General features: G+C 52.9%; 17 protein-coding genes. 12 read left to right on the forward strand and 5 right to left on the reverse strand.

All coding sequences use genetic code 11. From position 1 onward, the window contains the following. The first annotated feature begins 38 nt into the window (after window positions 1-38). From ycaR to OGV50_RS11190, 3 genes are all read left to right on the forward strand, one after another. A complete protein-coding gene (ycaR, locus tag OGV50_RS11180; protein ID WP_012133009.1) occupies window positions 39-221 on the forward strand; it encodes a protein YcaR in 183 nt (60 codons plus the stop codon). Further along, window positions 218-964: a 3-deoxy-manno-octulosonate cytidylyltransferase gene (kdsB, locus tag OGV50_RS11185; protein ID WP_012133008.1), complete on the forward strand. Its 747-nt coding sequence runs from the start codon at window positions 218-220 to the stop codon at window positions 962-964. Before ycaR ends, kdsB begins: the two co-directional genes overlap by 4 nt. A 154-nt stretch (window positions 965-1,118) precedes the next feature. Then, on the forward strand, window positions 1,119-2,012 hold the full coding sequence (locus tag OGV50_RS11190; protein ID WP_012133006.1) for a YcbJ family phosphotransferase: 894 nt from the start codon (window positions 1,119-1,121) through the stop codon (window positions 2,010-2,012). Here the strand turns inward: OGV50_RS11190 and elyC are convergent. Next, the gene (elyC, locus tag OGV50_RS11195; RefSeq protein ID WP_286488540.1) at window positions 1,989-2,768 is read right to left on the reverse strand and encodes an envelope biogenesis factor ElyC; all 780 of its coding nucleotides are present in this window, start codon (window positions 2,766-2,768) and stop codon (window positions 1,989-1,991) included. The genes OGV50_RS11190 and elyC overlap by 24 nt on opposite strands. Window positions 2,769-2,903: 135 nt before the next feature. Here elyC and cmoM point away from each other — a divergent pair, with 135 nt between their 5' ends. The 7 genes from cmoM (at window position 2,904) to OGV50_RS11230 (ending at window position 13,703) form a co-directional block, all read left to right on the forward strand. Continuing rightward, window positions 2,904-3,683 (forward strand): tRNA uridine 5-oxyacetic acid(34) methyltransferase CmoM, encoded by a 780-nt coding sequence (gene cmoM, locus OGV50_RS11200; RefSeq protein ID WP_200092387.1) that lies wholly within the window; start codon window positions 2,904-2,906, stop codon window positions 3,681-3,683. A gap of 3 nt (window positions 3,684-3,686) precedes the next feature. Then, window positions 3,687-5,009 (forward strand): chromosome partition protein MukF, encoded by a 1,323-nt coding sequence (gene mukF / locus OGV50_RS11205; RefSeq protein ID WP_058668967.1) that lies wholly within the window; start codon window positions 3,687-3,689, stop codon window positions 5,007-5,009. Beyond that, a complete protein-coding gene (gene mukE / locus OGV50_RS11210; RefSeq protein WP_024130476.1) occupies window positions 4,990-5,694 on the forward strand; it encodes a chromosome partition protein MukE in 705 nt (234 codons plus the stop codon). The genes mukF and mukE overlap by 20 nt, the downstream gene beginning before the upstream one ends. After that, window positions 5,694-10,163 (forward strand): chromosome partition protein MukB, encoded by a 4,470-nt coding sequence (gene mukB / locus OGV50_RS11215; protein WP_286488541.1) that lies wholly within the window; start codon window positions 5,694-5,696, stop codon window positions 10,161-10,163. The genes mukE and mukB overlap by 1 nt, the downstream gene beginning before the upstream one ends. A 272-nt stretch (window positions 10,164-10,435) precedes the next feature. After that, the gene (ldtD, locus tag OGV50_RS11220) at window positions 10,436-12,298 is read left to right on the forward strand and encodes a L,D-transpeptidase (protein ID WP_200092390.1); all 1,863 of its coding nucleotides are present in this window, start codon (window positions 10,436-10,438) and stop codon (window positions 12,296-12,298) included. A 180-nt stretch (window positions 12,299-12,478) separates the two neighbouring features. Beyond that, window positions 12,479-13,027, forward strand: a complete 549-nt coding sequence (mepK, locus tag OGV50_RS11225) for a peptidoglycan L,D-endopeptidase MepK (RefSeq protein WP_012132998.1) — start codon at window positions 12,479-12,481, stop codon at window positions 13,025-13,027. A gap of 28 nt (window positions 13,028-13,055) precedes the next feature. Continuing rightward, complete coding sequence (locus tag OGV50_RS11230; protein WP_012132997.1) at window positions 13,056-13,703, forward strand: MBL fold metallo-hydrolase; 648 nt, start codon at window positions 13,056-13,058, stop codon at window positions 13,701-13,703. 72 nt (window positions 13,704-13,775) lie between these two features. On the opposite strand, the gene aspC is transcribed toward OGV50_RS11230, so the two are convergent. The 4 genes from aspC to pncB all read right to left on the reverse strand — a co-directional run bounded on the left by aspC (window position 13,776) and on the right by pncB (window position 19,682). Beyond that, the gene (gene aspC, locus OGV50_RS11235; RefSeq protein ID WP_104868835.1) at window positions 13,776-14,966 is read right to left on the reverse strand and encodes an aspartate transaminase; all 1,191 of its coding nucleotides are present in this window, start codon (window positions 14,964-14,966) and stop codon (window positions 13,776-13,778) included. 184 nt (window positions 14,967-15,150) lie between these two features. Continuing rightward, window positions 15,151-16,269 carry a porin OmpF gene (gene ompF / locus OGV50_RS11240; protein WP_047457749.1) on the reverse strand — a complete coding sequence of 373 codons (1,119 nt, stop codon included), beginning with the start codon at window positions 16,267-16,269 and terminating at the stop codon, window positions 15,151-15,153. Window positions 16,270-16,864: 595 nt separating this feature from the next. Beyond that, window positions 16,865-18,265 carry an asparagine--tRNA ligase gene (gene asnS, locus OGV50_RS11245; protein ID WP_200092393.1) on the reverse strand — a complete coding sequence of 467 codons (1,401 nt, stop codon included), beginning with the start codon at window positions 18,263-18,265 and terminating at the stop codon, window positions 16,865-16,867. Window positions 18,266-18,479: 214 nt separating this feature from the next. Next, a complete protein-coding gene (gene pncB, locus OGV50_RS11250; RefSeq protein WP_071258278.1) occupies window positions 18,480-19,682 on the reverse strand; it encodes a nicotinate phosphoribosyltransferase in 1,203 nt (400 codons plus the stop codon). A gap of 685 nt (window positions 19,683-20,367) precedes the next feature. On the opposite strand from pncB, the gene OGV50_RS11255 reads away from it, so the two are divergent. Further along, complete coding sequence (locus tag OGV50_RS11255; protein ID WP_012132987.1) at window positions 20,368-21,375, forward strand: stealth family protein; 1,008 nt, start codon at window positions 20,368-20,370, stop codon at window positions 21,373-21,375. 214 nt (window positions 21,376-21,589) lie between these two features. Then, entirely contained in the window at window positions 21,590-24,202 is a 2,613-nt protein-coding gene (gene pepN, locus OGV50_RS11260) for an aminopeptidase N (protein WP_058668969.1), read from the forward strand. The last annotated feature ends 72 nt before the right edge of the window (window positions 24,203-24,274 follow it).

Genomic DNA, 24,274 nt, shown 5'->3' on the forward strand with positions numbered 1-24,274 from the left:
TATTGATGGATTCACAATCCGGTCCATCTGGAGGAACTATGGATCATCGTCTACTTGAAATCATTGCCTGCCCGGTATGCAACGGCAAACTCTGGTATAACCAGGAAAAACAAGAACTGATTTGCAAACTGGATAACCTGGCTTTCCCATTGCGCGATGGCATTCCGGTATTGCTGGAAACGGAAGCGCGTTCCATTACTGCTGATGAGAGTAAATCATGAGTTTTGTGGTCATTATTCCCGCTCGTTTTTCGTCCACGCGTCTGCCCGGTAAGCCTTTACTGGATATCAACGGCAAACCGATGATCGTGCATGTTCTGGAACGCGCGCGCGAATCTGGCGCTGAACGCATTATTGTCGCGACGGACCATGAAGATGTCGCTCGCGCGGTAGAAGCGGCGGGTGGGGAAGTCTGCATGACGCGCGCTGACCATCAGTCCGGGACGGAGCGTCTGGCGGAAGTCGTTGAAAAATGCGGTTTTAGCGACGATACCGTTATTGTGAACGTGCAGGGTGATGAGCCGATGATCCCGGCGGTGATTATTCGTCAGGTGGCGGAAAACCTGGCGCAGCGCCAGGTTGGTATGGCGACGCTGGCGGCGCCGATTCACGGTGCTGAAGAAGCCTTTAATCCTAATGCAGTGAAAGTTGTGCTGGACGCTGAAGGCTATGCGCTTTATTTCTCGCGTGCGACGATCCCCTGGGATCGCGATCGTTTTGCGAAAAGCCTTGAGACCGTGGGCGACACGTTCCTGCGCCATCTGGGAATTTACGGCTATCGCGCCGGGTTTATTCGCCGCTACGTGAACTGGCAGCCCAGCCCGCTTGAGCATATTGAGATGCTGGAGCAGCTTCGTGTGCTGTGGTATGGCGAAAAAATCCATGTTGCCGTCGCCAAAGAAGTCCCGGGAACGGGCGTTGATACAGCCGAAGATCTTGAGCGCGTTCGCGCCGAAATGCGCTGATATCCGCTATCGCACTCCTCTCACAAATGGGAGGAGTGTCGTATCGTTACGATTTTCCCTTCATTTTTCTTTTCATCAATTGATCTCATCCGGGTGACATCTGTCCATACGGCGCTCATTATAAAAGCAGTGGCGTTTATGAGGGCAATCTGAAATGGAACAGCTGCGAGCCGAACTGAGTCATCTGCTGGGCGAAAAACTCAGCCGTATAGAGTGCGTGAGTGAAAAGGCGGATACGGCCTTGTGGTCGCTGTACGACAGTCAGGGAAACCCGATGCCGCTAATGGCGAGAAGTTTTACGACCCCTGGCGTGGCGCAGCAACTGGCATGGAAAACGACCATGCTGGCGCGTAGCGGCACGGTACGCATGCCGGTTGTCTATGGCGTGATGACGCATGAGGAACACCCCGGGCCTGATGTCCTGCTGCTGGAGCGTCTGCGTGGCGTCTCTGTGGAAGCGCCCGCCCGCACGCCTGAGCGCTGGGAGCAATTGAAGGATCAGATTGTAGAAGGTTTGTTAGCCTGGCATCGACAGGACAGCCGGGGTTGCGTGGGCGCGGTGGATCATACGCAGGAAAATATCTGGCCGTCCTGGTATCGCCAGCGTGTTGAAGTGCTATGGACGACGTTAAACCAGTTCAACAACACCGGGTTAACCATGCAGGATAAACGCATTCTGTTTCGTACCCGGGAGTGCCTGCCTGCGCTGTTTGAAGGATTTAATGATAATTGCGTGCTCATCCACGGCAATTTTAGCCTGCGCAGTATGTTGAAAGATGCCCGCAGCGATCAGCTTCTGGCGATGGTGGGGCCTGGCGTTATGCTGTGGGCGCCACGAGAGTATGAACTGTTCCGGCTGATGGACAATGCGCTGGCGGAAGGGTTGCTCTGGCATTATCTGCAACACGCGCCAGTGGCGGAATCGTTTATCTGGCGGCGTTGGCTTTATGTGTTATGGGACGAAGTCGCGCAGCTGGTCAATACCGGGCGTTTTAGCCGCTCCAACTTTGACCTCGCGACAAAATCACTGCTGCCCTGGCTCGCCTGACGCGCCTTTCAGCCACTGCCAGATGCGCCCCAGCGTTTCATAACCGGCGCGATCGCTATGCATCAACCATACCGGGGAGGGAATTGCTCGCTCCCACGGATTTAACGGTGAATCTATCGCCAGTTGATTGGCTGGCGCAGGCAGCGGATGTAACCCAACATTCTGGAAGAAGATCATGGCGCGCGGTAAGTGGGAGGCGGAAGTGACCAGCAGGAAAGGGGAATCGCCGATGGCCTGTTTCACCGCTTCCGCCTCTTCTTCGGTATCTTTTGGCTGATCCAGCGTGATGATGTCGCTGCGCGGCACACCCAGCGATTGTGCCACTCTTGCGCCCGCTTCTGCCGTACTCACGCGATTAGTTTTTGCCGCCGTGCCCGTAAAGATCAGTTTCGATCCCGGATTGGCCAGCCAGAGGCGTACGCCTTCGTTCAGACGTGGGAGGCTGTTATTGATCAGATTTGAACTGGGCGCCCACTGGGGGTTCCAGGTGTAGCCGCCGCCCAGCACCACGATATAGTCTACTTTTTGCGTTCCCTGCCAGGTGGGGTAACTGTCTTCAATCGGTTTGAGTAAACGGTCAGCAACAGGTTGCAGGCTTAACAGAAATATTGCCAGCCATCCCAGGCTGATAAACGCCTTCCCGGTTTTCTGAAAGCGGCTAAACCATACCAGCGCCAGCCCCACGCCCATGATGAGCAGCATAAAGGGAAGCGGCAGCAACAGACCGCCAGTCACTTTCTTCAGAGTAAAAAGCATCCTTTTTGGTTCCTTTTTTGACCATACAGCAGGGGATCAGCAGGGATATTACACCAGACAGGTTAAATATCGCCGCGACTATGACAAAATAGCTTCTTTTTAAAAGCACACCTGAGCCAGCCTGTGGAGAGTCCGATGCGGGACCGCAATTTTGATGACATTGCTGAAAAGTTTTCCCGTAACATCTACGGAACCACCAAAGGACAGCTGCGACAGGCGATTCTGTGGCAGGATCTTGATCGGTTGCTGGCGGAATTCGGCGAGCGAAAACTGCACATCCTGGATGCTGGCGGCGGAGAGGGGCAAACGGCCATCAAAATGGCGGAGCGTGGGCATCAGGTTACATTGTGCGATCTGTCCGGCGAGATGATCGCGCGTGCGCAGCAGGCGGCAGAAGCAAAAGGTGTGAGCGGAAACATGCATTTTATACAATGCGCCGTTCAGGATGTCGCTTCGCATTTGGAAACCTCCGCTGATCTGATATTGTTTCATGCTGTGCTGGAGTGGGTGGCGGAACCGGTCGGCGTGTTAGAGACGCTTTGGTCAGTTTTGCGCCCCGGCGGAGCACTGTCGTTAATGTTCTACAATGCTAACGGCCTGTTGATGCATAACATGGTGGCAGGGAACTTTGACTATGTGCAGGTGGGGATGCCAAAACGCAAAAAGCGTACGCTTTCGCCAGACTATCCACGTAAACCCGAGCAGGTTTATCAGTGGCTGGAAGATATTGGCTGGCAGATTACCGGTAAGACCGGCGTACGCGTATTTCATGATTATCTGCGTGAGAAGCATCAACAGCGTGACAGCTATGAGATGTTAGTTGAATTAGAAACGCGTTATTGCCGCCAGGAGCCGTATATTAGCCTTGGCCGCTACATTCATGTCACCGCGCGCAAACCGCAGATGCAAGGATAACTTATGAGTGAATTTTCCCAGACAGTCCCCGAACTGGTTGCCTGGGCCAGAAAAAATGACTTTTCCATCTCTCTGCCGGTAGACCGACTTTCGTTCCTGCTAGCGGTAGCCACGCTGAACGGCGAGCGCCTGGACGGGGAGATGAGTGAAGGCGAACTGGTGGATGCGTTCCGCCATGTCAGTGATGCGTTTGAGCAAACCAGCGAAACCATCGGCGTGCGCGCCAACAACGCGATCAACGATATGGTACGTCAACGTCTGCTGAACCGCTTTACCAGCGAGCAAGCGGAAGGCAACGCTATTTATCGCCTGACGCCGCTCGGGATTGGCATTACCGATTACTACATCCGCCAGCGTGAGTTTTCCACGTTGCGCCTCTCCATGCAGCTATCCATTGTCGCGGGTGAACTGAAGCGGGCGGCGGATGCGGCAGATGAGGGCGGCGACGAGTTTCACTGGCATCGTAACGTTTATGCGCCGCTGAAATATTCGGTCGCGGAAATTTTCGACAGCATCGACCTGACCCAGCGCATTATGGATGAGCAGCAGCAGCAGGTAAAAGACGACATTGCGCAGTTGCTGAACAAAGACTGGCGCGCGGCAATTTCGAGTTGCGAACTGCTGCTTTCTGAAACATCCGGCACGCTGCGTGAGTTGCAGGATACGCTTGAAGCAGCTGGCGATAAATTGCAGGCCAATCTGTTACGCATCCAGGACGCCACGATGGCGCATGACGACCTGCATTTTGTGGATCGTCTGGTGTTCGATCTGCAAAGCAAACTCGACCGCATTATTAGCTGGGGTCAGCAATCCATCGACCTGTGGATTGGCTATGACCGACACGTACACAAATTTATCCGTACCGCGATTGATATGGATAAAAACCGCGTCTTTGCCCAGCGACTGCGCCAGTCCATCCAGAGCTATTTTGATGAGCCGTGGGCGCTGACCTATGCCAACGCCGATCGTCTGCTGGATATGCGCGATGAAGAGATGGCGCTGCGCGATGAAGAGGTGACCGGCGAACTGCCGCCGGACCTGGAATATGAAGAATTTAACGAGATCCGCGAACAACTGGCGGCGATCATCGAAGAACAGCTGGCTATCTATAAATCCAGACAAGCCCCACTGGATCTCGGCCTGGTAGTGCGCGAATATCTGGCGCAATACCCACGAGCGCGTCACTTCGACGTGGCGCGTATTGTTATCGATCAGGCGGTACGTCTTGGCGTAGCGCAAGCAGACTTCACCGGACTGCCAGCCAAATGGCAGCCGATTAATGATTACGGAGCCAAGGTACAGGCGCATGTCATTGACAAATATTGAACAAGTGATGCCGGTTAAGCTGGCGCAGGCGCTGGCAAACCCGTTATTTCCGGCGCTGGATAGCGCATTACGCTCCGGCAGACATATCGGTCTGGATGAGCTGGATAATCATGCCTTCCTGATGGATTTCCAGGAGTATCTGGAAGAGTTTTACAGTCGCTATAACGTCGAACTGATTCGCGCGCCGGAGGGTTTTTTCTACCTGCGCCCGCGTTCCACGACGATTATCCCGCGCTCCGTCTTGTCTGAACTGGACATGATGGTGGGTAAAATCCTCTGCTATCTCTATCTCAGCCCGGAGCGGTTGGCGAATGAGGGGATTTTTACCCAGCAGGAACTGTACGATGAGCTGCTCGCCCTGACAGACGAAGCCAAATTGCTGAAACTGGTCAACAACCGCTCAACGGGGTCTGACGTGGATCGTCAGAAACTACAGGAGAAGGTGCGCTCGTCGTTAAACCGTCTGCGTCGCTTAGGGATGGTGTGGTTTATGGGCCATGACAGCAGCAAATTCCGCATCACGGAATCGGTGTTCCGCTTTGGCGCGGATGTGCGTACCGGTGACGATCCGCGTGAAGCGCAGCGTCGCTTAATCCGCGATGGGGAAGCCATGCCGGTTGAAAATCACCTGCAACTCAACGATGAGACCGAAGAGAATCAGCCGGACAGTGGAGAGGAAGAATAATGATTGAACGCGGTAAATTTCGCTCACTAACGCTGATTAACTGGAACGGCTTTTTTGCCCGCACCTTTGACCTCGATGAGCTGGTCACCACGCTGTCCGGCGGGAACGGCGCCGGTAAATCCACCACGATGGCGGCGTTCGTCACGGCGCTGATCCCGGACTTAACCTTACTGCATTTCCGTAACACCACGGAAGCCGGGGCCACCAGCGGATCGCGCGATAAAGGCCTGCACGGTAAGCTGAAAGCGGGCGTCTGTTATTCCATGCTCGACGTCCTCAATTCTCGCCATCAGCGTGTTGTGGTGGGCGTACGTTTGCAGCAGGTCGCCGGACGCGATCGCAAAGTTGATATCAAACCGTTTGCCATTCAGGGCTTGCCGATGTCGGTGCAGCCGACGCAACTGGTGACGGAAACGCTGAACGAGCGCCAGGCGCGCGTGTTGACCCTCGCGGAGCTGAAAGAGAAGCTCGATGCGATGGAAGGCGTGCAGTTTAAGCAGTTTAACTCGATCACCGATTATCACTCACTGATGTTCGATCTGGGCATCATTGCCCGCCGTCTGCGTTCTGCGTCCGATCGCAGCAAGTTCTATCGTCTGATTGAAGCCTCGCTGTACGGCGGGATCTCCAGCGCGATTACCCGTTCCCTGCGTGACTACCTGCTGCCGGAAAATAGCGGCGTGCGTAAAGCGTTCCAGGATATGGAAGCCGCGCTGCGTGAAAACCGTATGACGCTGGAAGCGATCCGCGTAACCCAGTCGGATCGTGACCTGTTCAAGCATTTGATTAGCGAAGCCACTAACTACGTGGCGGCGGACTACATGCGCCATGCCAACGAACGCCGGGTTCATCTGGATAAAGCGCTGGAGTTTCGTCGCGAGCTGTACACATCGCGTAAGCAACTGGCGGCGGAACAGTACAAACACGTCGACATGGCGCGTGAACTGGGCGAGCACAACGGTGCGGAAGGGGATCTGGAAGCGGATTACCAGGCCGCCAGCGACCACCTGAACCTGGTGCAGACCGCGCTGCGTCAGCAGGAGAAGATCGAGCGCTATGAAGCGGATCTCGATGAGCTGCAAATTCGTCTCGAAGAGCAAAATGAAGTGGTGGCCGAAGCCGCCGACATGCAGGAAGAGAACGAAGCCCGTGCGGAAGCCGCCGAGCTGGAAGTGGATGAACTGAAAAGCCAACTGGCGGACTATCAGCAGGCGCTGGATGTGCAGCAGACGCGCGCGATTCAGTACAACCAGGCGATCCAGGCGCTCGACCGCGCCAAAGCGCTTTGTCATCTGCCTGACCTGACGGCGGACAGCGCCGCAGAATGGCTGGAAACGTTCCAGGCGAAAGAGCAGGAAGCAACGGAAAAACTGCTTTCGCTGGAACAGAAAATGAGCGTGGCGCAAACCGCGCACAGTCAGTTTGAACAGGCATATCAGCTGGTGGCCGCCATTAATGGCCCGCTGGCGCGTAATGAAGCCTGGAGCGTGGCGCGCGACCTGCTGCGCGAAGGCGTGGAACAGCGTCACCTGGCGGAGCAGGTTCAGCCACTGCGTATGCGTCTGAGTGAACTGGAACAGCGCTTGCGCGAACAGCAGGAAGCTGAACGCCTGCTGGCGGAATTCTGTAAACGTCAGGGCAAACATTTCGACATTGACGAGCTGGAAGCGCTGCACCAGGAGCTGGAAGCCCGCATCGCCGCCCTGTCGGATAGCGTTTCTAACGCCCATGAACAGCGTATGACGCTGCGTCAGGAGCAGGAGCAACTCCAGTCCCGCATTCAGCACTTAATGCAGCGCGCCCCGATCTGGCTGGCGGCGCAAAACAGTCTGAATCAGCTGTGCGAACAGAGCGGCGAAGAGTTTACCTCCAGCCAGGAGGTAACCGAGTATCTGCAACAGTTGCTGGAGCGCGAGCGTGAAGCGATTGTAGAGCGTGACGAAGTTGGCGCGCGTAAGAACGCGGTTGACGAAGAGATTGAACGCTTAAGCCAGCCGGGCGGCTCGGAAGACTCGCGTCTGAACGCGCTGGCGGAGCGTTTTGGCGGCGTGTTGCTGTCGGAAATCTATGATGACGTCAGCTTCGAAGACGCGCCGTACTTCTCCGCGCTGTACGGCCCGTCCCGTCATGCTATCGTGGTGCCGGATCTGTCGCTGATCGCCGAACAGCTTGAAGGGCTGACGGATTGCCCGGAAGATCTCTATTTCATCGAAGGGGACCCGCAGTCGTTCGATGACAGCGTCTTCAGCGTTGATGAGCTGGAAAACGCGGTGGTGGTGAAAACCGCCGAGCGTCAGTGGCGTTATTCCCGTTTCCCGACGGTGCCGATCTTTGGTCGCGCCGCGCGTGAAAACCGTATTGAAAGTCTGCATGCTGAGCGCGAAGGGCTGTCTGAACGCTTTGCGACGTTGTCCTTCGACGTGCAGAAAACTCAGCGTCTGCATCAGGCGTTCAGTCGTTTTATCGGCAGCCATCTGGCGGTCGCGTTTGAGGCCGACCCGGAAGCGGAAATTCGCCAATTGAATGGCCGTCGCGTTGAACTGGAACGCGTGCTGGCTACGCATGAAAACGACAACCAGCAGCAGCGTATTCAGTTTGAACAGGCGAAAGAGGGCGTCTCCGCTCTGAACCGCTTACTGCCGCGCCTGAACCTGCTGGCGGACGACACGCTGGCTGACCGCGTGGATGAAATTCAGGAACGTCTGGATGATGCGCAGGAAGCGGCGCGTTTTATACAGCAACACGGTAATCAGTTAGCCAAACTGGAGCCGATCGTCTCGGTTCTGCAAAACGATCCCGAACAGTTTGAGCAACTGAAAGAAGATTACGCATACTCCCAGCAAACGCAGCGGGATGCGCGTCAGCAGGCTTTTGCGCTGACGGAGGTCGTACAGCGTCGGGCGCACTTCAGCTATTCCGACTCGGCTGAAATGCTGAGCGGCAACAGCGATCTGAACGAAAAACTGCGCCAGCGTCTGGAACAGGCGGAAGCCGAGCGTACCCGTGCCCGTGAAGCGTTACGCGGTCATGCCGCGCAACTCAGCCAGTACAATCAGGTTCTGGCCTCACTGAAAAGCTCGTATGACACCAAGAAAGAGCTGCTGGGCGACCTGCAACGTGAATTACAGGATATTGGCGTGCGCGCCGACAGCGGTTCGGAAGAGCGCGCGCGTATCCGCCGTGACGAACTGCATACGCAACTGAGCAATAACCGCTCACGTCGTAACCAGCTGGAAAAAGCGCTGACCTTCTGTGAAGCGGAGATGGATAACCTGACCCGCAGACTGCGCAAACTGGAACGCGATTATCATGAAATGCGCGAGCAGGTAGTCACCGCGAAAGCCGGGTGGTGCGCGGTGATGCGGATGGTGAAAGATAACGGGGTAGAGCGCCGTCTGCATCGTCGCGAGTTGGCTTATCTGTCGGCAGATGAACTTCGCTCCATGTCGGATAAGGCGTTGGGCGCGTTGCGTCTGGCGGTGGCGGATAACGAACACCTGCGTGATGTATTACGTATGTCGGAAGATCCAAAACGACCGGAACGTAAGATCCAGTTCTTCGTGGCGGTTTACCAGCATCTGCGGGAGCGTATTCGCCAGGATATCATCCGTACCGATGACCCGGTTGAGGCCATCGAGCAGATGGAAATTGAGTTGAGTCGCCTGACGGAAGAGCTGACCTCCCGCGAACAGAAGCTGGCGATCAGCTCGCGCAGCGTGGCGAACATTATTCGTAAGACGATTCAGCGCGAACAAAACCGTATTCGTATGCTGAACCAGGGACTGCAAAACGTCTCGTTCGGTCAGGTGAACAGCGTGCGTCTCAACGTTAACGTGCGGGAAACACATGCGACCTTGCTGGATGTTCTTTCCGAACAGCATGAGCAGCATCAGGATCTGTTTAACAGCAACCGCCTGACCTTCTCTGAAGCGCTGGCGAAGCTGTATCAGCGCCTGAATCCGCAGATTGATATGGGGCAGCGTACGCCGCAGACCATTGGCGAGGAGCTGCTGGATTACCGTAACTATCTGGAGATGGAAGTCGAAGTCAACCGTGGTTCAGACGGCTGGCTGCGTGCGGAGTCCGGCGCGCTGTCTACCGGTGAAGCGATTGGTACCGGGATGTCCATTCTGGTGATGGTAGTACAAAGCTGGGAAGACGAAGGCCGCCGCTTGCGCGGAAAAGATATCTCCCCATGCCGCCTGCTGTTCCTTGATGAGGCTGCGCGTCTGGATGCGCGTTCCATCGCGACGCTGTTCGAACTGTGCGAACGTCTGCAAATGCAGCTTATCATCGCGGCGCCGGAAAACATCAGCCCTGAGAAAGGCACTACCTATAAGCTGGTGCGTAAGGTTTTCCACAATACCGAACACGTTCATGTGGTCGGACTGCGTGGCTTCGCCCCACAACTGCCGGAGACCCTACCTGGCACTGGCACCGAAGATGCCTCGTCGCAGGCCGCCGGGTAAGTAAGATGAAGACGGCCTTCGCGCCGTCTTTTTTCATCATAAAATCGATCAATAGAAGTCTGAAAAGCACCTTACACCAGGTGCTTTTTCTTTAAACTTCTTTACATTAGGTTAGGCAAAACCTTTTTGATGTTTATATACTGAAGGTAAGCCTGACGAGTAAGCAGGCTTGCTCGTCATACTTAAGAAGGTATTGGCGTTTTCAGGTTTTTACCCAATGTGAGCGGGCAACCTGGCTATTCAAAGTATGATAAAGAAACAGGGGGCAAGGGATGTTGCTTAACAAAATTTGTAGTCGTCGGCTGTCGGCAATCAGTTTATGCCTGGCCGTAACATTTGCTCCACTGTTCAGTGTGCAGGCCGATGAGCCTGAAATGATTCCTGGCGACAGCTCAGCGACCGTCAGCGAACAGCCTACCGCGTTGTCACAGCCGCAAGCGCAATCGCCTACGACAGCGGTAATGGCGGGGATTCAGCCGCTGCCGGAGGGGATCTCTGCGGAGAAAGCCCGGGCTGAATTACAATCGCAACTTCCTTCTGGTTATACGCCGGTTTATCTGAATCAACTGGAACTGCTGTATGCCGCCCGCGATATGCAACCAATGTGGGAAAATCGCGATGCGGTGAAAGCGTTTCAGCAGCAGCTGGCGGAAGTGGCCATCGCCGGGTTCCAGCCGCAATTTACCACCTGGGTCGCGCTGCTGACCGACCCGTCAGTCACCGGTCTGGCGCGAGATGCTGTTTTATCCGACGCCATGATGGGCTATCTCCATTTCATCGCCAATATTCCCGTAAAAGGGACGCGCTGGCTGTACAGCGACAAACCTTATGCGCTGGCAACACCGCCGCTTTCGGTGATCAACCAGTGGCAGGTTGCGCTGGACAACGGTCAGCTGACGACGTTTGTCGCCAGCCTCGCGCCACAGCATCCGCAATACGCCGCGCTGCATGATTCACTGAAAAAGCTGGTTAGCGACGCTCGCCCCTGGCCACAGTTGACCAGTACCGCGACGTTGCGTCCTGGTCAGTGGAGCAATGATGTGCCTGCGCTGCGTGAGATTTTACAGCGCACCGGTATGCTGGAAGGCGGGCCTAAGATAGCGCTCCCGGGGGATGACGTGGCGGCTGATGTGGTTGTCAGCCCTTCCGCCGTCGCGGTGGAGCCTGCCGCCGTGAAACCTGTCGCCCGGCAATCCACTCAGCGTAGCCAACCCGCTCCGGCAGTCCGTGCGGCTTATGATCGTGAGCTTGTTGATGCGGTGAAACGTTTTCAGACCTGGCAAGGGCTGGGGGCGGATGGCGCTGTCGGCCCGGCGACGCGCGAATGGCTGAATGTGACGCCTGCGCAACGTGCAGGGGTACTGGCGCTGAATATTCAGCGTTTGCGTTTACTGCCAGGAGAATTATCAACGGGCATTATGGTCAATATTCCGGCCTATTCGCTGGTTTATTACCAGAACGGCAACCAGGTGTTGGCTTCCCGGGTGATTGTTGGCCGCCCCGATCGGAAAACGCCAATGATGAGCAGCGCGCTTAATAACGTGGTGGTGAATCCGCCCTGGAATGTGCCGCCAACACTGGCCCGAAAAGATATTCTGCCCAAAGTCTGGAATGATCCAGGGTATCTGGAACGCCACGGTTATACCGTTATGCGCGGCTGGAACAGCAAAGAGACGATTAACCCGTGGCAGGTGGACTGGTCGACCATTACGCCATCGAATCTGCCGTTCCGCTTCCAGCAGGCGCCGGGCGCGCACAACTCGCTGGGGCGTTACAAATTTAATATGCCAAGTTCAGACGCGATTTATCTGCACGATACGCCGAATCACAATCTGTTCCAGAAAGATACGCGAGCGCTCAGCTCCGGCTGCGTGCGTGTGAATAAGGCCTCTGAGCTGGCAAATATGCTGCTTCAGGATGCAGGCTGGAACGATACGCGGATTTCGGATGCGCTGAAGCAAGGTGATACCCGGTACGTCAACATCCGCCAGAATATTCCGGTGAATCTGTATTACCTGACGGCGTTTGTGGGAGCAGACGGACGCACTCAGTATCGTACAGATATTTACAATTATGATCTGACTGCGCGATCCAGCGCACAAATTGTGTCAAAAGCAGAACAATTAATCAGGTAAATGAAGAAGTTCTGATAAATCTGTTGTCGTAATATTGGTCATCGGCAGGGCTGATTCGCTGCAAGCCCCGCCGTTGCTGGGGATGGGCCACCTTGACGTCGGCTTTTTTGCCAGTTAAGGTGCCCCTCGTGCGCCAGAAGTGCATATTAACGAAAACATTTACCTGTAGACCTGATTATCATGGACAAATTTGACGCTAATCGCCGCAAGTTGCTGGCGTTTGGTGGCGTTGCTCTCGGCGCCGCCATCTTGCCTACGCCAGCATTTGCCACACTCTCCACCCCACGTCCGCGTATTTTGACACTGAACAACCTCCATACTGGAGAGTCAATTAAAGCGGAGTTTTTCGACGGAAGAGCCTATATTCAGGATGAATTAGCAAAACTAAACCATTTTTTCCGTGATTTTCGCGCGAATAAAGTGAAAGCCATTGACCCAGGATTGTTCGACCAGCTCTTCCGCCTGCAAGGCCTTTTAGGCACCCGTAAGCCCGTACAGCTCATCTCGGGTTACCGCTCACTGGATACCAATAACGAACTGCGTGCGCACAGTCGTGGAGTGGCGAAAAAAAGCTACCACACGAAAGGGCAGGCGATGGATTTCCATATTGAAGGCGTTTCATTAAGTAATATTCGCAAAGCTGCGTTATCTATGCGCGCAGGTGGTGTAGGATACTACCCACGCAGTAACTTTGTGCATATTGACACCGGGCCGGCACGGCACTGGTGATCCGCAGACTTAACGAAACAGGAGCAGTATGAACTATCGTATTATTCCGGTCACCGCATTCTCCCAGAACTGTTCATTGATCTGGTGTGAGCAAACCCGTCTGGCCGCGCTGGTCGATCCCGGCGGCGACGCACAGACCATCAAACAGGAAGTGGACGCCAGCGGCGTGACGTTGATGCAGATCCTGCTTACGCACGGTCATCTCGATCATGTTGGCGCGGCGGCGGAACTGGCGAAGCATTATGGCGTACCAGTGATCGGCCCGGAAAAAGAAGATGAGTTCTGGCTACAGGGTTTACCGGCGCAAAGTCGCATGTTTGGTCTGGAAGAGTGTCAGCCGCTGACGCCTGACCGTTGGCTGAATGAGGGAGATCGTATTAGCGTAGGGAATGTGACTTTACAGGTGTTGCATTGTCCTGGGCATACGCCGGGCCATATCGTCTTCTTTGATGAGTCTTCACGGCTACTGATTTCCGGTGACGTGATCTTCAAAGGCGGCGTTGGGCGCAGCGATTTCCCGCGTGGCGATCACGCTCAGCTGATTGATTCGATCAAGCGTAAATTATTGCCGTTGGGCGATGATGTGACGTTTATTTCGGGTCATGGGCCGATGTCGACGCTTGGCCATGAGCGGCTGCATAACCCGTTCCTGCAAGATGAAATGCCGGTCTGGTAAATTCTGTCCGGCCTGCAATGGGAAACCACTGTAGGCCGGGTAAGCGCCAGGCACTACCTGGCGCTATGATACTTACAGTACGGCGACAATGGCTTCGCACAGCGGAGCCATGTTATCCGGCGTCATTCCAGCCACGTTGACGCGACCAGAAGCCACCGCATATACGCCAAACTCTTCACGCAGACGCAGTACCTGCTCTTTCGTCAGGCCGCTGAATGAGAACATGCCATTCTGTTTGGTGATAAAGCTGAAATCGCGATTTGCGCCTTTTTCCTGCAACGTATTGACGAACAACAGACGCATGCGCTGAATACGCTGGCGCATATCGGTCAGTTCCTGTTCCCAGATAGCACGCAGGGCATCGTTGCTCAGGATAGTCGCTACAACGGATGCGCCGTGTGCCGGAGGGTTAGAGTAGTTGGCGCGAATGGCGGATTTCATCTGGCTGAATGCGCGGTCAACGGTTTCTGCATCTGCGGCAACCAGCGTACAGGCACCGACACGCTCGTTATACAGGCCAAAGTTTTTAGAGTAGGAACTGGCGACGATCAGCTCTTTATGCAACGCTGCGAACGCACGCAGACCTTCCGCGTCCTCTTCCAGACCGCGAGCAAAACCCTGATAGGCGAAGTCAAACAGCGGCAGCCAGCCTTTTTCGACAGAAAGCTGAGCCAGCGTTTGCCACTGTTCCAGCGTCGGATCGATACCGGTTGGGTTATGGCAGCAGCCATGGAACAGAACGACGTCACCAGCCTGCGCGTTATTGAGGCTTGCTAGCAAGGCATCGAAATCAAGCGCGTGGTTTTCTGCATCGTAATAAGCGTATTCGCACACTTCCAGACCGGCGGAATTAAACACGCCCTTATGGTTTGGCCAGCTTGGATTACTTACCCACACGCGTTTTACCGCCGTATTTTTTGCCAGGAAGTCCGCGGCAACACGGAGCGCGCCAGTACCGCCTGGCGTTTGCGCGGTGCGAGCGCGTTTGTCATTGATCAGCGCGCTACCTTTGCCAAACAGTAATTCCTGCGTGCAACGGCCGAATTCTGGAATACCATCAATACCGAGATAGTTTTTGGTGGTTTCATTTTCCAGTAAATACTGCTCGGCTTTTTTAACGCTGGTTAACACCGGCGTTTTGCCTGTCTCATCTTTATAGACACCGATACCAAGGTTAATTTTTCCGGGACGGTCATCGACACGAAACAGATCGGCCAGGCCCAGAATAGGGTCGGCAGGGGCGGCGGTAATGTTCTCAAACATGACGAGGTTCCATTGTGGTTACAGAAGGGAAATCCGTAATCAGGTTAACGGCAGATTTACAAAATGCCAACTGTTAGTGACAAAAAGCCTGAGTGTTTTTTTAAGACGCCAGATTTTGCTGGCAGACATAAAAAAACAGGACCGAAGTCCTGTTTTTTAGGCATTTAACAAAGAGGTCTGCTGATTAGAACTGGTAAACGATACCTACAGCAACCGTGTCGTCAGAGCCTACGCCCAGTTTGTTGTCAGAATCAATCTGGTTGATGATGTAGTCAACATAGGTGGACATGTTTTTGTTGAAGTAGTAAGTCGCGCCAACTTCTACGTAGTTGACCAGATCTTCGCTACCCACGCCTTCAACGTTTTTGGCTTTGGACTTGGTGTAAGCGATGGACGGACGCAGACCGAAGTCGAACTGATACTGAGCAACTAACAGGATGTCCTGAGTTTTGTTGGCGAAGCCGCCGTCGATAGCCGTGGCGTTACGGGTTTCACCGTAGTTGGCTGCCAGGTAGATATTGTTGGCGTCGTATTTCAGACCAGTAGCCCACTGCTCAGCGGTTTTACCACGACCAGCAAGGCGAGAATCTTGCTGAGCGTTGGTGCGGTCAGCGGCACCGTAAGCACCAACGATACCAAAGCCTTCGAATTCATAGCTCAGAGATGCACCCCAGCCGTCGCCGTTAGAGCGCTGTACGTCGCTGAAGTTACTGGAATCGTCTGCGTTAACAACGTAGTTGCTTGCGCGCTCGTTTTTGCCCAGATACTGAACACCGAAGTTCAGGCCGTCAACCAGGCCGAAGAAGTTGGAGTTACGGTAGGTTGCCACACCGCCAACACGGCCAACGAAGAAGTTGTCGCTGTATGCGGTGTCACCACCAAATTCTGGCAGCATATCGGTGTAGCCCAGTGCATCGTAAACGATACCGTAGTTACGACCGTAGTCCAGAGAACCCGCATCGCCGAGTTTCAGACCTGCGAATGCCAGACGGGTTTTGTTGCCTTTCTGAGAGTCAGAACCACCTTCGGATCTGTTACCGCTGAACTGGTATTCCCACTGGCCGTAACCGGTCAGTTGATCGTTGATCTGGGTTTCACCTTTAAAACCCAGACGTGCATAGGTCTGGTCGCCATCACCGCCGTAGCTGTTTTTGCCGTTGTCTTTAGAGAAGTAGTGCAGACCTACCGCTTTACCGTAGAGGTCCAGTTTATTGCCATCTTTGTTGTACACTTCGGCTGCGTTTGCGGCGCCAGCTGCCAGCAGGGCAGGGATTACCACTGCCAGGATATTACGCTTCATCATTATTTATTACCCTCATTGGTTTTTATATGACACCTGCCACTGCCGCCAATAAATTCTGTCAATAAAAATTTACGGAACTATTGATGAGAGTTTGGTGTCTTTATGTGTCTGACAAGCATCTTTCCATTCAAACCACCGTTTCGCTACCGTGAAAGTGCTACAAAGATAAAGAATTGGTTTCAAAAAGAAAAAATGTGTAACTAAATGTTTTATTTTTGGCGCTTTGTGAACGACTTCAAATTTCGGGCCAATTTCAGCCACCATTTCCCATTTTTATTTCTATTTATATGATTTCCTTATGTTTAATTTTTCTAAACATAGCACTTACTGCAAATGTGATTGAACGAGGGTGTGATTGATAACTTTTTTCAGACGTCTGGAATGCCGTGCGATTGATTAAAAATTATGCTATCAGGTGAGGAAAAACTAATCCGCAATGATCGGAGGGATTATTTTTTGTACTGAGATGTTGCAATGAAATATCAGGTAACAGGAAGGGGGAGCTGAGGGGCTTGTTTTTAGATTTGTTTACTTCTTATCCATAAAACTTGACATTCTGAGAGAGAAAAAGGCCAGCAAAGCTGGCCTTCTAAAATCAGAAACTGGCGTTACGTGGAGTACGCGGGAACGGAATCACATCACGAACGTTTTGCACGCCGGTGACATAAGCGATCAGACGCTCGAAGCCGAGACCGAAACCTGAATGCGGAACAGTACCGTAGCGGCGCAGATCGCGATACCACCAGTAATCTTCTTTATTCAGGCTCATTTCCGCCATACGGGCATCCAGTACATCCAGACGCTCTTCACGCTGGGAACCCCCAATGATTTCACCAATGCCCGGCGCCAGAACATCCATTGCCGCCACGGTTTTACCGTCTTCGTTAAGGCGCATATAAAACGCTTTAATGTCTTTCGGGTAGTTTTTCACTACCACTGGCGCTTTAAAGTGCTCTTCTGCCAGATAGCGTTCGTGCTCAGAGGAGAGATCCACACCCCAGTAAACCGGGTTTTCGAATTTCCTACCGCAGTTTTCCAGAATTGTGACCGCATCGGTGTAATCAACCTGGGCGAAGTCTGCATCAATAAAACGTTCCAGACGAGAAATCGCATCTTTATCGACACGCTCGGCGAAGAATTTCATATCATCCGCGCGTTCATCCAGTACGGCTTTGAAGACGTATTTCAGCATCGCTTCGGCAAGGCCAGCTACGTCATTCAGGTTGGCAAAGGCGACTTCCGGCTCCAGCATCCAGAACTCAGCCAGGTGGCGGCTGGTGTTGGAGTTTTCTGCACGGAATGTAGGGCCAAAGGTATAGATTTTGGACAGGGCGCACGCATAGGTTTCACCGTTCAACTGGCCGGATACGGTCAGGAAGGATTCTTTACCAAAGAAGTCTTTATCAAAATCGACTTTGCCCTGGTCGTTACGCGGCAGGTTTTCCAGATCCAATGTTGATACACGGAACATTTCACCCGCGCCTTCGGTATCGGAGGCGGTAATCAACGGCGTCGAAACCCAGAAGAAACCCTGCTCGTCAAAGAAACGGTGCAGCGCTTGCGCCAGCGTATGGCGCACGCGCGCGACTGCGCCAATCATATTGGTGCGCGGACGCAGGTGCGCGACTTCACGCAGATATTCGATACTGTGGCGTTTTGCCGCCATCGGATAGGTATCAGGATCTTCAACCCAACCGGTTACTTCAACCGTGGTGGCCTGAATTTCAAAACTTTGCCCTTGTCCTGGAGACGCAACGACTTTACCCGTGACGATAACCGAGCAGCCGGTTGTCAGACGCAATACGTCTTCATTGTAATTGGGCAGAGAATTATTAATGACAGCCTGTACAGGATCAAAGCAGGAACCGTCATAAACGGCGAGGAAGGAGATGCCAGCTTTTGAATCTCGGCGGGTACGCACCCATCCGCGCACGGTGACTTCGCTGTCAACGGCTACGCGGCCCTGGAGTACGTCGGCTACAGGCACAACGCTCATAATATTCTCTCTGTTAATAGTCGGAAAAAATAAACACTTGTCCACCCTGCTTGGGGGGATACCTATGTTACCTGGCATCTGCAATCAGACAAGCAGAATTCGCAGCTGGAACGAAAGATTTCGGAAATAAACATGAAAAGGGAAGCAAAGTCGCGATAAGACGCGCTTTCTGTCGACCGGATAGCGGCTAAGCGCGTTATCCGGCCAACAATGATTAACTGGCTTTCTTTATATGAGGAAGGTCAAAAGCTTTACGTAATGCACGCACAAAAGCTTTGTCATGACAGATTGTTTTCCCCGGGCTGTCTGACAATTTGGCGACCGGTTTGCCGTTACATTCCACCAGCTTGATGACAATATTGAGCGGCTTCACCTGTGGGATATCGCAGGTCAGACGGGTGCCAATACCAAAGCTCAACTGCACGCGTGAAGAGAAGTGACGATAGAGATCGACCGCTTTCTTCAGATCGAGGTTATCTGAGAAGACCAGCGTCTTACTCAGCGGGTCAATGCCCAGCTTCTGGTAATGGGCGATGGCTTTTTCACCCCATTCAACCGGATCGCCAGAATCGTGGCGCAAGCCCTGATAACGCGTGGCAAATTCGGTGCCGAAGTCGCGTAAGAAAGCGTCCATCGTGATGCAGTCCGTCAGCGCGATACCGAGCTGGTTAGGGTATTCATTCAGCCAGGCGGCGAGAGCTGCGCGCTGACTGGTTGCCAGATCCGGGCTGATTTGCTGATGCGCCTGGAACCATTCATGCGCCTGTGTGCCCATAGGCGTAAGCGACAGCCGACGGGCGAGATCGTAGTTACTGGTGCCGACAAACCACGGTTCCTGCTGAAGGCGTTTGACGATGGCCTGCTGCACTTCGCGAGAGAAACGGCGACGGGTGCCGAAATCCATCAGATGGAAGCGGGACATATCGAGATCGGCGGTTAATGCAGAGAAATCGACGAGTTTACTCTCCAGCGCATCAAGCGCCTGCGCCACACCCATTTCCGGCGAGCGGTAACGGTGCACCAGTTCGCTGATCACCGCCAACAGCGGGACTTCCCACATGATGACTTCGCGCCACGGACCGGTTAAGCGGATGTTTAGCTTCCCGTTATCGTTAGTCACGCAGACCTGTTCCGGGTTATAGCGGAAGTCACGTAACCAGTTGAGATAATCAGCTTTAAAGAAGGGCAGGCCGGAGAGCCACTGGAACTCGTCCTCCTGAAGTTGCAGGTGTTGCATTGCATTCACCTGCTCGCGAATAGCGTCGGCGTAAATACCGAGCAGGTCGTCACCACGGCAACGAAATTCAGCCGCTACATGCACATCATAGTAGTGGTGAAAAACGGCTTGCTGCATATGCAACTTATAAGCGTCTGTATCCAGCAACGAGTGCAGAACAGGAGAAGCGAATTGTGTCATAGGTGCGCAGTAGCATCCTCTCACGGGAGCGTTTAGTACAATAAACAACTAAGAAAACCGCTGGAGTATACCTTGTTTAGCGATTTATTGAACCCCGATCACAACATAAGCTGTCTTTGCGGTCGAGTGCATTTCGTGCCGCGTGTTATGAAAATGTAGAACGTATGCTATTAACTCTTTGAATTTAATCACTGTTAGCCCCCGATGCCGCGCCCCGAGGGGCTGGTGGAGACAATGTTCATCCCGCCCCCAATAATCAAATTGATCAGATCGTGAAATATCGACGTGTAAGAATCATCTTATCGTTTATTTTTTCTTCAAAAATCATTCTGCATTACCGGATAACAGGGCGATTCTATGACTTCTGTCCTTGATTTCATCTGAATCCGTCATGTATCATTTTCGCGATAAAGTATCGCAGAGCCTGTTCGAACCCAGGAAAACCCTCTATTACCTGGGCTTATCAATATTGAATCTTTATTCTCAAAGGCTTAAAGGGTATGAAAACGTGCCCGGCTGATGCTTTTATTACCTGATTATTTATGCGCGACTCACCGCTCCGGCGGGTTCATCGTCAGGCAATTTAACCGTGCTCATCTTGTTTGCCTTTGCCTTGATGGGGTTAAAAATAGCCTTTCGGACTTGTTATATTTTATGAGCGCAATGATTATTTGAGATAAAAACGATGAGTGATATTGATTTTGTTGTTTTATGGGTTGATTCAACCGATGTAGCCTGGCAAGAAAAGTTTACTGAGTTCAAAGGAAAAGGTAGCCACGGTGAGAGAGCCGTCCACCCTGCGCGGTTCAGGGATATGGGTATCTTTAAATATTGGTTCAGATGTGTCGAAAAATATGCGCCATGGGTAAGAAAAGTACATTTGGTTACCTGTGGACAAATTCCGTCATGGATCAATGTAGAACATGAAAAATTAAATATTGTCTTTCATGATGAGTTTATTCCGTCTGAATATTTACCAACGTTCAACTCTAATACGATAGAGCTAAATCTTCATCGGATAAAAGATCTCAGTAATAAATTTGTTTTATTTAATGACGATACGTTCATTACCTCTCCTTTGCGGGAAGATTTTTATTTTGATAATGGCTATCCTAATGACTTCCTCATCATAAAAAAACAATCACCTAAAAATAAAGACGAGATCATAATGAGGTCGTCAGAATTTCTTAATGTCAGTGTTTTAAATACGCATATTAATAAAAAGACAATAATCAAAGAAAACAGACGTAAATACTATAGCTTACGTTATAAAAAAGGTCTGTTGAAAAATTTTATGAACCGTCGTGCAAGTTATTTTGAAGGCTTCTACGGTAAGCATCTTCCGCAGCCATTCCTGAAAAGTACATTCACTGAGATATGGCAGGCCGAAGAGGAGTTGTTGAAAAAATCATCAAGTAAAAGGTTCAGAGAGCCATTATGTTTAACGCAGTATTTATTCAGGTACTGGCAACTGGCCCACGGTAACTTTAATCCTAAGAACCCGGAAGGGCGTGGAGTATATTTCAATTTGTCGTCCAGTAACATAAACGAGGCCATCAAGACGCTGTCAAATGGCACCGCACAGGCCTGTTTTAATGACACTGAAAAGTTACACGATTTTGAAAAGGTAACGACTACGCTAAGAAATGCCTTTGAAATGAGGCTTGGTCATAAATCAAGTTTTGAGATTTAAGCCTGTGGTTCTCATTGTACTGGCGATGTGACGTTTTCATTTGGCTGGCGGGCGCCTGAACGGCCTCCGTGATTTTAAACGTGACGCCTTTATGTTATAAAAATGTAGCAAAAAGAGTGTTTGTGTCTGAAAAGATGAACATTCTGCATAGCGCGATTTCGACAACAGGAATAGACTGGAGTCGGGACTCTACAAAAGATGCTAAAGGTTTTTTATGACACAACAGCCACAAGCCAAATACCGTCACGACTACCGTGCCCCGGATTACCAGATTACTGACATTGATTTGACCTTTGACCTGGATGCTGAGAAAACCGTCGTTACAGCACTGAGTCAGGCTGTCCGTCATGGCGCATCTGATGCGCCCCTTCGCCTGAGCGGTGAAGATCTGCGACTGGTATCCCTCCATGTAAACGATGCGCCGTGGACCGACTACAAAGAAGAAGAGGGCGAGCTGGTGATCGGCAGCCTGCCCGAGCGCTTTACCCTGCGCATTGTGAATGAGATCAGCCCGGCGGCGAACACGGCGCTGGAAGGCCTGTACCAGTCAGGCGACGCGCTGTGTACGCAGTGTGAAGCGGAAGGTTTCCGCCACATAACCTGGTATCTCGACCGCCCGGATGTGCTGGCGCGGTTTACCACCAAAATCATCGCCGATAAATCCAGATATCCGTTCCTGCTTTCCAACGGCAACCGTATTGCGCAGGGTGAACTGGATAATGGCCGTCACTGGGTGCAGTGGCAGGACCCGTTCCCGAAACCCTGTTACCTGTTTGCGCTGGTGGCGGGTGATTTCGATGTACTGCGCGATACCTTCATCACGCGTTCTGGCCGGGAGGTGGCGCTGGAACTGTACGTTGATCGCGGCAATCTGGACCGTGCGCCGTGGGCGATGACTTCGCTGAAAAATTCCATGAAATGGGATGAAGAGCGTTTCGGCCTGGAGTATGACCTCGACATCTACATGATCGTGGCGGTGGACTTCTTCAATATGGGCGCGATGGAGAATAAAGGTTTGAACGTCTTTAACTCCAAATATGTGCTGGCCCGCACCGATACGGCGACCGACAAAGATTATCTCGACATTGAGCGCGTTATTGGTCACGAATATTTCCACAACTGGACGGGTAACCGCGTTACCTGTCGCGACTGGTTCCAGTTGAGTCTGAAAGAAGGCCTGACCGTTTTCCGCGACCAGGAATTCAGTTCCGATCTCGGCTCCCGCGCGGTGAACCGCATCAGCAACGTGCGCACCATGCGCGGTCTGCAATTTGCTGAGGACGCCAGCCCAATGGCGCATCCTATCCGCCCGGATAAGGTCATTGAGATGAACAACTTCTACACCCTGACCGTCTACGAGAAGGGCGCGGAAGTGATTCGCATGATCCACACGCTGCTGGGCGAAACGAATTTCCAGAAAGGGATGCAGCTTTATTTTGAGCGTCATGACGGCAGCGCCGCTACCTGTGATGACTTTGTGCAGGCGATGGAGGATGCGTCGAATGTCGATTTGTCTCACTTCCGCCGCTGGTACAGCCAGTCCGGTACGCCGGTTGTCAGCGTACGGGACGACTATAACCCGGAAACGGAACAGTACACGTTGACCATTAGTCAGCGTACGCCTGCGACGGCGGATCAGGCTGAAAAGCAAGCGCTGCATATTCCGTTCGCGATTGAGCTGTACGACAACGAAGGCAACGTTATTCCGTTGCAGAAGGGCGGTCATCCGGTCAATTCCGTGTTGAATGTAACCCAGGCGGAGCAAACCTTTGTCTTTGACAATGTGTATTTCCAGCCGGTGCCAGCACTACTGTGCGAATTCTCTGCGCCGGTGAAACTGGAGTACAAATGGAGCGATCAACAACTGACGTTCCTGATGCGTCATTCGCGCAATGACTTCTCACGTTGGGACGCGGCGCAAAGCCTGTTGGCGACGTATATTAAGCTGAACGTTGCGCGCCACCAGCAGGGGCAGCCGCTGTCTCTGCCGGTACATGTGGCGGATGCCTTCCGGGCGGTTCTGCTGGATGAGAAAATCGATCCGGCGCTGGCGGCGGAAATTCTGACGTTGCCTTCGGTGAATGAGATCGCGGAACTGTTCGAGATCATCGATCCGCTGGCGATTGCCGAAGTCCGCGAAGCGTTGACCCGCACTCTGGCGGCGGAACTGGCAGACGAGTTCCTGGCAATCTATAACGCGAATCATCTTGATGAGTACCGCGTTGAACACGCCGACATTGGCAAGCGTACGCTACGCAATGCCTGCCTGCGCTTCCTGGCCTTTGGTGAAACCCACCTGGCGGATACGCTGGTGAGCAAGCAGTACCATGAAGCCAATAATATGACCGATGCGCTGGCGGCGCTGTCGGCGGCGGTCGCGGCGCAATTGCCGTGCCGTGACGCGTTGATGCAGGAGTATGATGATAAGTGGCATCAGGACGGACTGGTCATGGATAAATGGTTTATCCTGCAATCCACCAGCCCGGCGGATAACGTGCTGGAAACGGTGCGTGGCCTCCTGAAGCATCGTTCTTTCAGTATGAGCAACCCGAACCGTATTCGTTCGTTGATTGGCGCATTTGCCGGGAGCAATCCGGCGGCGTTTCATGCTGAAGACGGCAGCGGCTATCAGTTCCTGGTCGAAATGCTGACGGACCTCAACAGCCGTAACCCACAGGTGGCATCACGCCTGATTGAACCGCTGATTCGTCTGAAACGTTACGATGCGAAGCGCCAGGAAAAAATGCGCGCCGCGCTGGAGCAACTGAAAGGGCTGGAAAACCTCTCTGGCGATCTGTTCGAGAAGATTACCAAAGCGTTAGCCTGATAATATTGCCGGATGCGTCCGGCCTACCATTTGCGTGTAGGCCGGATAAGCAACAGCGCCATCCGGCATTTT

Source organism: Citrobacter sp. CK180 (assembly GCF_030333655.1).
Taxonomy (GTDB): domain Bacteria; phylum Pseudomonadota; class Gammaproteobacteria; order Enterobacterales; family Enterobacteriaceae; genus Citrobacter_B; species Citrobacter_B koseri.

What these genes read in the sequence shown, in the direction of transcription:
- pncB (WP_071258278.1), bottom strand. Translation starts at nt 19,682, where the DNA reads ATGACACAATTCGCTTCTCCTGTTCTGCACTCGTTGCTGGATACAGAC.
- asnS (WP_200092393.1), bottom strand. Translation starts at nt 18,265, where the DNA reads ATGAGCGTTGTGCCTGTAGCCGACGTACTCCAGGGCCGCGTAGCCGTT.
- cmoM (WP_200092387.1), top strand. Translation starts at nt 2,904, where the DNA reads ATGCGGGACCGCAATTTTGATGACATTGCTGAAAAGTTTTCCCGTAAC.
- mukE (WP_024130476.1), top strand. Translation starts at nt 4,990, where the DNA reads ATGTCATTGACAAATATTGAACAAGTGATGCCGGTTAAGCTGGCGCAG.
- mukB (WP_286488541.1), top strand. Translation starts at nt 5,694, where the DNA reads ATGATTGAACGCGGTAAATTTCGCTCACTAACGCTGATTAACTGGAAC.
- elyC (WP_286488540.1), bottom strand. Translation starts at nt 2,768, where the DNA reads ATGCTTTTTACTCTGAAGAAAGTGACTGGCGGTCTGTTGCTGCCGCTT.
- pepN (WP_058668969.1), top strand. Translation starts at nt 21,590, where the DNA reads ATGACACAACAGCCACAAGCCAAATACCGTCACGACTACCGTGCCCCG.
- ompF (WP_047457749.1), bottom strand. Translation starts at nt 16,269, where the DNA reads ATGATGAAGCGTAATATCCTGGCAGTGGTAATCCCTGCCCTGCTGGCA.
- ycaR (WP_012133009.1), top strand. Translation starts at nt 39, where the DNA reads ATGGATCATCGTCTACTTGAAATCATTGCCTGCCCGGTATGCAACGGC.
- OGV50_RS11255 (WP_012132987.1), top strand. Translation starts at nt 20,368, where the DNA reads ATGAGTGATATTGATTTTGTTGTTTTATGGGTTGATTCAACCGATGTA.
- ldtD (WP_200092390.1), top strand. Translation starts at nt 10,436, where the DNA reads ATGTTGCTTAACAAAATTTGTAGTCGTCGGCTGTCGGCAATCAGTTTA.
- kdsB (WP_012133008.1), top strand. Translation starts at nt 218, where the DNA reads ATGAGTTTTGTGGTCATTATTCCCGCTCGTTTTTCGTCCACGCGTCTG.
- mepK (WP_012132998.1), top strand. Translation starts at nt 12,479, where the DNA reads ATGGACAAATTTGACGCTAATCGCCGCAAGTTGCTGGCGTTTGGTGGC.
- aspC (WP_104868835.1), bottom strand. Translation starts at nt 14,966, where the DNA reads ATGTTTGAGAACATTACCGCCGCCCCTGCCGACCCTATTCTGGGCCTG.
- mukF (WP_058668967.1), top strand. Translation starts at nt 3,687, where the DNA reads ATGAGTGAATTTTCCCAGACAGTCCCCGAACTGGTTGCCTGGGCCAGA.
- OGV50_RS11230 (WP_012132997.1), top strand. Translation starts at nt 13,056, where the DNA reads ATGAACTATCGTATTATTCCGGTCACCGCATTCTCCCAGAACTGTTCA.
- OGV50_RS11190 (WP_012133006.1), top strand. Translation starts at nt 1,119, where the DNA reads ATGGAACAGCTGCGAGCCGAACTGAGTCATCTGCTGGGCGAAAAACTC.